Source organism: uncultured Abyssibacter sp. (assembly GCF_964000955.1).
Lineage (GTDB): Bacteria > Pseudomonadota > Gammaproteobacteria > Nevskiales > OUC007 > Abyssibacter.
Window position 1 is genome coordinate 1 of the sequence record NZ_CAXFCL010000267.1, and the last position, 9,380, is coordinate 9,380.

Consider the following 9,380-nt stretch of genomic DNA (forward strand, 5'->3'; position numbering starts at 1 on the left):
GACACCTGGGGCGGCTGGATCTGGATCAACATGGATCCCGACTGCATCCCGCTGCGTGACTACCTGGAGCCGGCCGCGACCTTCCTCGATCCCTTCGAGTTCGAAAAGATGCGCTACCTGTGGCGCAAGTGGGTGATCTTCGACTGCAACTGGAAGACCGCGATCGAAGCGTTCATGGAGCCCTATCACGTCGAGGGCACACACCCGCAGCTCACCAAGTACGGCGACTTCTACGCCTGGAGCCGCGCGCATGGATTGCACGGCAACGACGGCTTCGACCCGAAGACGAATTCGGAGGAGGACATGTCCTCGTCCACGGTGAGCCGCACCGCCAAGGGCGCCGACGCCCGCGCCATGACCAAGCAGCTGCAGGAAGAGCTGTGGGACACCATTGGCGCGAGCACGACCCAGACGCTGGTCGCCGCCGCCAAGCGGCTGCCGGACGAGCTGCCGGACGGCACGCCGGGTCATGAGGTGCACCACCACTGGTTCGAATCCGCCAAGCGCGACGACGCGGCCCGCGGCGTGATCTGGCCGGAGCCGAAACCCGAGCAGGTCGCCAAGGCCGGGCTGGCCTGGCACGTGTTCCCGAACATGAGCATCTTGCAGGGGCTGACCTTCGCGCTTTGCTATCGCACGCGTCCCTACGGCGATGACCCCGACAAGTGCATCTACGAGGCCTTCGCACTGGAGCGTTTCCCGGAAGGCGAGGAGCCGAAGACCGAGTGGGAATACGCCGAGCCGACCGAGGCCAACTGGAAGAAGGTCCTGGCGCAGGACTTTTCCAACATGGCCGCCGTGCAGCGCGGGATGAAGTCCCGCGGCTTCCGCGGCGCGCTGCCCAACCCCTACCAGGAGCGCAAGGTGACGAATTTCCATCGCAACCTCGCTGACTACATGGGCATGGCGGCGCCGCGGCGAATCGACTGAACCCCGAGACCGCCCGGTCGGTTTCCGGCCGGGCGCGACGATGGGCCGAGCGACCGCAGAGTTCGCCGGCCGGTGCGAGTTCAAGGATCAGAACGAGAGGAGGGTGAACCCGGATGTCCGTACCCGTTTATGAGCGCATTCTCGACCTGCTGGAGGCCGAGGGCATCAACAGCCTGTTCGGGATACCGGATCCGGGATTCATCCACATGGCCATGACCGCCGAACGGCGTGGCTGGAGCGTGGTCGCCCCGCATCACGAGCAGGCCGGCGGCTACATGGCCGACGGCTGGTCGCGAATGACCGGCAAGCCCGGCGTCTGCTTCGGCACCCAGGGGCCCGGCATCTCCAATCTGGCCGCGGCCATGATCACCGCCGCCAAGGAAAACTCGCCAACCATTTTCTTCGGTGGCCAGCGGTCACGCTCGGCCTACCAGCGCGTGCGCCGCGGGCGCATCCAGGTCGTCGACCAGATCTCCAATTTCAAGCCGATGATGAAATACGTCGGCGTGATCGAGGACGCCGACCAGACCGACGAGATCATCCGCGAGGCGATTCGCCAGGTGACCACAGGCACGCCCGGACCGGTTTACGTCGAGCTGCCGCTGAGCGTCATCCACGAGACCGCGGACTGGACGCCGGTGTTGCGACCCGAGCAGTACCGGCTGGCGAATCAGGCCGCCAGCGCGCCGATGATCGACAAGGCCGTGGAGCTGATCCGCGCGGCGACGAATCCGGTGCTGCTGGTCGGGCAGGGCATGTTCACGTCCCGCGCCCAGCAGTCGGTCCGCGCGCTGGCCGATGTCATGGCCTGCCCGGTGTTGCAGACCTCCGGCTGCGCGATGGTCGTCGAGGGGCTGGAGGATCGCACCTTCGCCTACGGTTTCTCGCCGGCCGGGGTCGCGGCGGCGGAGGCTTCCGATCTCTGCATCGCCATTGGCACCGAACTGGGCGAGCCGCTGCACATGGGCATCGGCCGGCACTGGGCCGGCAACAACGCCAACCGCAAGTGGATCTACATCGAGCGCGATCCGCTGGCCTTTGGCGTCAACCGCCCGATCGACGTCCCGCTGGTGGGCGATCTGCGTGACATCGTGCCGCAGCTCGCCGACGCGTTGAAGGACACGCCGCGACAGCCCTCCGCGGAACTGGCTGGCTGGATCGAGACGCAGAAGACCTTCAAGGCGACGCTGCGCGAGCAGGTGCCGTCGGGTACCTCGCCGGTGCATCCGGCGCGTTTCATCTACGAGTCCACGCGCGCCATCCCGGACAACGCCGTGCTCGCGCTGGATGGCGGTTCAGTGACGATCTTTGGCTGGACCTACTCGCAGTTCCGCGCCCGCGATCTGGTGTGGAACCAGAACGCCGGCCATCTGGGTACCGGGCTGCCTTACGCAGTCGGCGCCGCGGTGGCCGCGCCGGGCCGGCCGGTGGTGCTGGTCACCGGCGACTCCTCGTTCATGTTCCACATCGCCGAGCTGGAAACCGCGGTGCGCAAGGGCCTGCCCATCGTCACCGTGGTCGGTGTCGACAATGCCTGGGGCCTGGAGGTCGGCTGCTGGCGCAAGCAGGTCGGGCCGGATTCGCCGGAGACCGAGGCGCATTGGGGCAAGGCGGTGCGCTTCGACACCATCGCCAGGGGCTTTGGTGCCGAAGGCGTGTTCGTCGACCGTGAGGAAGACATCGCGCCGGCCGTCGAGGCGGCCGTGGCCAGCGGCAAGGCGACGGTGATCCACGTGCCGATCGATCCGGTCGCCAATGCCATGGACGCGCCGAACTACGAGGAATTCAAGTCCTGGTACACGGACTTCAAGCCGGGCTACGGCGCCGATGCCGGCGACGTTGCCTACTAGCTCAAAGAGAACACCATCATCGGAGGATGACCCCGTCATGCGCGAGTATCTGAAGTTCTACATCGACGGCCAGTGGGTGGACCCGCTGGAGATGACGGTCGGCGAGACGATCAACCCGGCGACCGAAGCCGTGTCCGGCAAGATCGCGCTGGGCACCGAGGCCGATGTCGATCGGGCCGTGCAGGCGGCCCGCAAGGCGTTCGAAACCTGGTCGCAGACCAGCGTCGACGAGCGCATCGCGGTGCTGGAGCGCGTACTCGCCGAGTACGACCGGCGCTCCAACGATCTGGGCGATGCGATCACCGAGGAGATGGGCGCGCCCACCGAACTGGCGCGCGGGTTTCACGTGGCGCTGGGCAATGGCCATCTGAGCACCGCGATCGAGGTGCTCAAGACCTACGAGTTCGAGGAACTGCGCGGCAACACCATGATCCGCAAGGAGCCGATCGGCGTGTGCAGCATGATCACGCCCTGGAACTGGCCGGTGAACCAGATTGCGGTCAAGGTCTTTCCGGCGATCGCTGCGGGTTGCACGGTAGTGCTCAAGCCGTCGCAGGAGGCGCATTTTTCCGCGCAGGTGCTCACCGAGATCATTGACGCCGCCGGCGTTCCGGCCGGGGTGTTCAACCTGATCCAGGGCCGGGGCTCGGTGGTCGGCGCGGCGATGTCCAGCCACCCCGAGGTGGACATGGTGTCGATCACCGGGTCCGAGGCCGCCGGTATCGAGGTGGCCAGAAACGCGGCCGCCACCGTCAAGCGGGTGTGTCAGGAGCTGGGCGGCAAGAGCGCCGCGATCATCCTGGATGACGATGCCCTGGCCGCGAACGTTGCCGGCGCCATCGGCGGGATGATGATGAACTCCGGCCAGACCTGCAGCGCCACCTCGCGCATGCTGGTGCCGAACGCGCGCATGGACGAGGCATTGGCGGCCGCGAAGCAAGCGGCCGAGCAGGTCACCGTGGGTGATCCGACCGGCGCCGTCGCGATGGGGCCGGTGGTTTCCAAGAGCCAGTACAACACGGTGCAGGCCTACATCCGCAAGGGCATCGAAGAGGGCGCCGAACTGGTCGCTGGCGGGCCGGACCGGCCGGAGGGTCTAGACAAGGGCTACTTCGTCAAACCCACCGTCTTTGGCCGTGTCAGCAACGACATGGTGATCGCCCGCGAGGAAATCTTCGGACCGGTCCAGGTGATCATCGGCTACGACGATCTCGACCATGCCATCGAGATCACCAACGACTCGCCCTTCGGTCTTGCCGGCGGCGTGCTGGGCACGGATCTGGAGCAATGCCGGGCCGTCGCCAGACGCATGCGCACTGGTTGGATTTCGATCAACGGCGGATTCGACTTCCACTGCCCCTTCGGCGGGTACAAGCGCAGCGGCAATGGTCGCGAATGGGGCGAATTCGGCTTTGATGAATACTTGGAGATTAAGGGTATGCTGGGGTACGTTCCTGCAGAGGCCTGAATCCAATAACGATTATGAACGCCACAATAGGTCTTGGCGTGAGGAGACGTCAGGACGACGATCAGTGCTGTGCGGCAACAGCGGAACCGGTTGGTTTTCGGGCTGCATCGTGAGTCGAATTCACGTTCTCTACTTCGCCGCATTGCGCGATCAGGCCGGTCGGTCCGAGGAGTGGCTGGACTGCCAGCCGGGTGACACGCCGAGCGCCGTGTTCGACCGCCTCGCGGCGTCGCGCCAATTGCAGCTGGCGCCTGCCCAGCTGCGGGTTGCGATCAATGATCGCTTCGCGGAATGGACCACGCATCTCAACGCTGGTGATCGGCTGGCGTTCATACCTCCGATGTCGGGCGGCTGAGATTCGCATGTTCCGGCTTACGCGCGAGCCCATCTCGATTGCGGATCATGCTCGGGCGATCGCCGATCCGCACAGCGGCGGCTATGTCGACTTTCGCGGTTGCGTGCGTAACCACCATCTGGGACGTGACGTTCGCCGGTTGCACTACGATGTCTACGAGCTGCTCGCCATCAGCGAAGGGCAGCGCATCGTCGACGAGGCACTTGCGCGATTCGATATCGATGCCGTGTCCTGCATTCATCGGGTGGGCGATCTGGAGGTCGGGGAGACCGCGGTGTGGGTTGGCGTGGGTGCGGCGCACCGTGATGCCGCGTTCGCGGCCTGCCGCTATGTGATCGATGAAATCAAGAACCGTGTTCCGATCTGGAAGCACGAGTTCTACGCAGACGGCACCAGCAGCTGGGTCGGTTGCGACGGCTGTTCGCATGCTCATGGAGAGCATCGTTACCGGCAGCAGACCGCGGTGCCGGGCGTGGGATCTGCCGGTCAGACCCGCTTGTCAGAGGCTCACGTGTTGATCGTCGGGGTTGGTGCTCTGGGTTGTCCGGTCGCCGACGCGCTGGTTGGCGCGGGTGTCGGGCGTGTCAGTCTGGTGGATGGCGATCATGTCGAGTTGAGCAACCTGCACCGACAGGGTCTTTATGTGGAGACCGACGCCGGCGCGCCCAAGGTGGATGCAGCCAGACGCCGGCTGGTCGAGCGGAACAGCTCCGTACGGGTCGATGGCTACGCGTCGATGCTGGATGAACCTCTCTGGCGTCGCCTGATCGACGAGGTTGATCTGGTGCTGGAGTGCACGGATTCCGCGGACTCCAAATGCAGGGTCAGTCGTTGGTGCAAGGCAGCCAGCATGCCGGTGATCGTCGGCGGAGTGCATCAACTCAGCGGTGGGTTTTACGTCAGCCCACTGTCCGTCGACCAGGGCGTTTGCTGGGATTGTCTGAGTGGTCTGTCGGCTGATTGCGGGCAGGCCGGTGTGCTTGGGCCCACGCCGATGATGATTGGCGCGGCGATGGCGGGCGAGGCGCTGAGACGACTGATGCGGATGAATTCGCCGCTCACCGGACGCTGGACCGTACTGGATCTGGCGGGCGGGCATTTCGCGAGTTTCGAGCCGGCCTCGCGACCGGGCTGCACCTGTCTGTCACCGGCCAATTCGGACAGTGGCGGTGTGGAGCGCACCACGCTGGACCCGTCGTTGATCTGGCTGGATCTGAGAACCGACGCCGAGCGCGTCCGGGAGCCGCTGCCTGATGCGATTCCGGTTTCACCGGACGCATTGCTGTCCGGTTTTCCGCTGGATGCGAACCAGGCGTATCTGCTTGTTTGCGCCAGGGGCCGACGCAGCGGTGTGGCCGCGCGCGCGTTGCGTGACCGCGGCCTGCAGAACGTCTGGAGCCTGGCCGGAGGAACGGAAGCGGCCAATCGGTCGACATCGCGAAACCTGCCTCACAAAGGCGTTTCGGCGGCCGCCGACGCTCAGTCCATCGCATGAGTCGCGCCTTCGAGGATCGTCATGGCAGGCGTCCACGCAAGCTGCGTGTGTCGCTGACCGATCGTTGCAACTTCCGCTGCGGCTACTGCATGCCCGAGCAGCCCCAGTGGGCGCCCAAGGACCAGCTGCTCACGGCCGACGAGCGCCTGCGATTGATTCGCCTGTTTGTCGAGCGGGCGGGTGTGCGTTCGATTCGGCTGACCGGGGGCGAGCCCTTGCTGGCACCCGAGCTCGACGGGCTGATCGCGAGACTGCGTGGCGATCCGCTCACCGCGAAGCTGCGCCTGTCGATCACCACCAACGCGCAGCTGCTGCACCGGCGTCTGCCCGGTCTGGTCGCGGCGGGCCTGGACGACATCAACGTGAGTCTGGACGCGCTGGAGCCGGCGCGCTTCGACGCGATGACCCGCACGCGACACCGGTTGCCGGCGGTGCTGCGAGGCGTCGAAGCGGCCTGCGAGGCGGGTATCCCGGTCAAGATCAATGCCGTGATCGTCCGCGGTCAGAACGAGGATCAGATCCTGCCGATGCTGCGCTGGGCGATGGATCGCGACCTGGTGCTGCGGTTCATCGAATTCATGCCGCTGGAAGGCGGCGCGTTGTGGCGTCGTGAGCGCGTGTTTTCCGAGGCCGAGCTGATCGATCACGTCACCGGCGAGTTCGGCGCGCCGGTTTCGCTGGGCGCGGACGGCCCGGCCAGTTACTACGCGTTGCCGGATGGCGGGCGCTTTGGCGTGATCCCGACCGTGACGCGGCCGTTCTGCGGTGACTGCGACCGCATGCGACTGACCGCGACCGGCGCGCTGTACACCTGCCTGTTCGCCTCGCGGGGCACCGAGCTGCGCGAGCTGCTGCGCGGCGGCGTGGACGACGAGGCGTTGGTCGCGCACCTGGCCGCGGCCTCGCGTGCCAAGCCCGATGGCTACGCACAGACCGGAGCCGTCGAACGGCCCATCACCATGCATGGTCTGGGCGGTTGAGGCACCGTCCGGACGAGAATCTTCGATGATCAACGTAGGCAACAAACCGGACACCCTGCGCACGGCGCGCGCCAGCGGACGCTTGCTGGCGCCGGTCGAGGTGCTGGAACGCATTCGCGGCGGCACCGTGGAGAAGGGCGATTGCCTGCAGATTGCCCGGGTTGCCGGCATCCAGGCCGCCAAGCGCACCGATGACCTCATCCCGCTGTGTCACCCGTTGCCCATTCACGCCGCCGAGGTTGCGTTCGAGGTCACCGACGAGGCGGTTCTGATCACCGCGGAGGCGGCGGTGATCGGCCCGACCGGCGTGGAGATGGAAGCCATGGCCGCCGTCAGCGCGGCGGCCCTGACCATTTACGACATGGTCAAGATGTACTGCGAGCCGGATGATCTGGTGATCGACGCCGTCAAGCTCATCCGCAAGACCGGTGGCAAGAGCCAGTTCACCAATCGGCTGCGGTCGGCGAAGTCCGCCCTGGTGCTGGTGCTCTCCGATACGGTGGCGGCGGGCAGAAAGCCGGACACCGCCGGTCAGGCCGTGCGTGCCGTGCTGGAAAAATGCGGTTTCGAGCCGCTGGAGTACGCGGTGATGAGCGATGATGCCGAGCCGCTGCTGGAGCGGGTTCGGCAGGCGCTGGACGATGGCATCGACTGCATCATGACCGTCGGGGGCACGGGCATCAGTCCGCGCGACATCACGGTCGACACACTGGCGCCACTGATCACCACGCCGATGCCCGGCATCATGGAGGCCGGTCGCGCCTTCGGGCAGCGGCGTACGCCGTATGCACTGATGTCTCGTGGTGTCGCCGGCCTGGCCGGCCCGCGGGGGCGGTCCCTGATCATGACGCTGCCCGGCAGCCGCGGCGGTGCGACGGAGACGCTGCAGGCCGTATTGCCAGGGCTCATCCATCTGTTCGATTGCCGGGATGCGTTCCAGCATGCCGGTGGGTATGAATAGGCAGAGGACGATCACCGCGCTGCGCGAGGTCTCCGGCGGTCTGGGGGATCTTGGCGCGTTTCTGCCGCTGACCCTGGCGCTGGCCGCGGCCGGCGCGATCTCCTTTCCGGCGGCCGTCGCCTTCGCCGGCGTCGCCCATCTGATCACCGCGGTGCGCTATCCGCTGCCCATGGCCGTGCAACCGATGAAGGCGATTGCCGCCGCCGGTATCGCCACCCCCGCGGCGGCGGCCGCCGTGCCGCTGGCGGGCATCGTCATGGGCGTGCTCGTCACGCTGCTGGCACTGGGCGGGGCGTTGTCGCGCTTGCAGCAGTGGATCCCCATGGTCGTGGTGCGCGGGATGCAGCTCGGGGTCGGCGCCATGCTGGCGCTGCGCGGGTCCGAATGGGTGCTGCAGAACGCCGCGAGCGACGGACCGGTCTGGCTGGCGGTGGCGGCCATCATCGTTGGCGTCGGGTTGTTCACGCGGCTGCCGGCGGCGCTGCTGGTTTGCGTGCTGGGTGGCGTGATGGCGGTGTTCGCGATGGGTTCGGTGACGGCCCCCGCTGCGGTGGCGACCGTGGATTTGTCGACCTGGGCCGAGGCGGCACCGCTGGTCGCCGCGCAATTGCCCATGACCTTGCTGAATTCCGTGGTGGCGGTGGTCGTGCTCGCGCGCGACCTGTTTCCGGACGCCGGTCGCCGGGTCACCGGGCGGGGCATCGGTCTGATCATGGGGCCGCTGAACCTGATTGGGCCGTGGTTCGGCGCCATGCCGATCTGTCATGGCAGCGGCGGGCTGGCGGCGCAGTATCGCTTCGGCGCGCGCACGCGCTGGTCGATCGTCGCGCTGGGTGTGGCGAAGATGGGTGCGGTGATCCTCTTCGGCGGCGCGCTGGCAACCTGGGCCGCGGCCTTCCCATTGTCGCTGCTCGGCCTGCTGCTGATCGTCGCGGGTGCCGAACTGGGCCGGCATGGCCTGCGCGTCCGTCCGGAGGAGGGTGTGATCGTCGGTGGCATCGCGCTGGGCGTCGTGCTCGGCCATGCCCTGGTGGCGGTCACGATCGCGATGATGGTCTGGTACGGGTGGCGACGTTGGCGGACCGCCTGATTCGCTTCGACGAGGCACAGGATGCCTACGCCGGCCGGCTGCGGCCGCTGCCGACCGAACGGCTGCCCGTCGATCGGGCGCTGGGTCGCGTGTTGCGAGGCGACGCCGTCTCGGCGGTGGATCTGCCGCGATTCGACAACAGCGCGATGGATGGCTACGCCCTGCGCAGTACCGATGGTGACGCCCCGCGGCGCCTCGTCGGCCGTGCCGAAGCGGGCGGGGCGGGCCCGGCGGTGAACGCCGGCGAGTGC

8 protein-coding genes and 1 pseudogene are annotated in these 9,380 nt (G+C 66.9%); all 9 read left to right on the plus strand.

What is annotated here, in order from left to right; genetic code table 11:
- Positions 1–930 (plus strand): SRPBCC family protein (locus ABNS06_RS12870; RefSeq protein ID WP_348674998.1); only part of this gene is annotated, 930 nt, incomplete at its 5' end.
- Between the two features lie 113 nt (positions 931–1,043).
- Positions 1,044–2,780: a thiamine pyrophosphate-binding protein gene (locus tag ABNS06_RS12875; RefSeq protein WP_348674999.1), complete on the plus strand. Its 1,737-nt coding sequence runs from the start codon at positions 1,044–1,046 to the stop codon at positions 2,778–2,780.
- A 37-nt stretch (positions 2,781–2,817) separates the two neighbouring features.
- Positions 2,818–4,248, plus strand: coding sequence for an aldehyde dehydrogenase family protein (locus ABNS06_RS12880; protein ID WP_348675000.1), 1,431 nt, complete (start codon positions 2,818–2,820; stop codon positions 4,246–4,248).
- Positions 4,249–4,357: 109 nt separating this feature from the next.
- Positions 4,358–4,603: a MoaD/ThiS family protein gene (locus tag ABNS06_RS12885; protein ID WP_348675001.1), complete on the plus strand. Its 246-nt coding sequence runs from the start codon at positions 4,358–4,360 to the stop codon at positions 4,601–4,603.
- Between the two features lie 7 nt (positions 4,604–4,610).
- Complete coding sequence (locus ABNS06_RS12890; RefSeq protein WP_348675002.1) at positions 4,611–6,098, plus strand: ThiF family adenylyltransferase; 1,488 nt, start codon at positions 4,611–4,613, stop codon at positions 6,096–6,098.
- Positions 6,095–7,078 (plus strand): GTP 3',8-cyclase MoaA, encoded by a 984-nt coding sequence (gene moaA / locus ABNS06_RS12895; protein ID WP_348675003.1) that lies wholly within the window; start codon positions 6,095–6,097, stop codon positions 7,076–7,078. The genes ABNS06_RS12890 and moaA overlap by 4 nt, the downstream gene beginning before the upstream one ends.
- A gap of 25 nt (positions 7,079–7,103) precedes the next feature.
- On the plus strand, positions 7,104–8,039 hold the full coding sequence (gene moaCB / locus ABNS06_RS12900; protein WP_348675004.1) for a bifunctional molybdenum cofactor biosynthesis protein MoaC/MoaB: 936 nt from the start codon (positions 7,104–7,106) through the stop codon (positions 8,037–8,039).
- Complete coding sequence (locus tag ABNS06_RS12905; RefSeq protein WP_348675005.1) at positions 8,032–9,129, plus strand: putative sulfate/molybdate transporter; 1,098 nt, start codon at positions 8,032–8,034, stop codon at positions 9,127–9,129. The genes moaCB and ABNS06_RS12905 overlap by 8 nt, the downstream gene beginning before the upstream one ends.
- Positions 9,105–9,380, plus strand: a pseudogene (locus tag ABNS06_RS12910) (molybdopterin molybdenumtransferase MoeA); the annotation flags it as partial. The gene ABNS06_RS12905 and the pseudogene ABNS06_RS12910, both read left to right, overlap by 25 nt.

Bases quoted from the DNA above. Each gene is read 5' to 3' on its own strand.
- ABNS06_RS12890 (WP_348675002.1), top strand. From the start codon at position 4,611: ATGTTCCGGCTTACGCGCGAGCCCATCTCGATTGCGGATCATGCTCGG.
- moaA (WP_348675003.1), top strand. From the start codon at position 6,095: ATGAGTCGCGCCTTCGAGGATCGTCATGGCAGGCGTCCACGCAAGCTG.
- moaCB (WP_348675004.1), top strand. From the start codon at position 7,104: ATGATCAACGTAGGCAACAAACCGGACACCCTGCGCACGGCGCGCGCC.
- ABNS06_RS12875 (WP_348674999.1), top strand. From the start codon at position 1,044: ATGTCCGTACCCGTTTATGAGCGCATTCTCGACCTGCTGGAGGCCGAG.
- ABNS06_RS12905 (WP_348675005.1), top strand. From the start codon at position 8,032: ATGAATAGGCAGAGGACGATCACCGCGCTGCGCGAGGTCTCCGGCGGT.
- ABNS06_RS12880 (WP_348675000.1), top strand. From the start codon at position 2,818: ATGCGCGAGTATCTGAAGTTCTACATCGACGGCCAGTGGGTGGACCCG.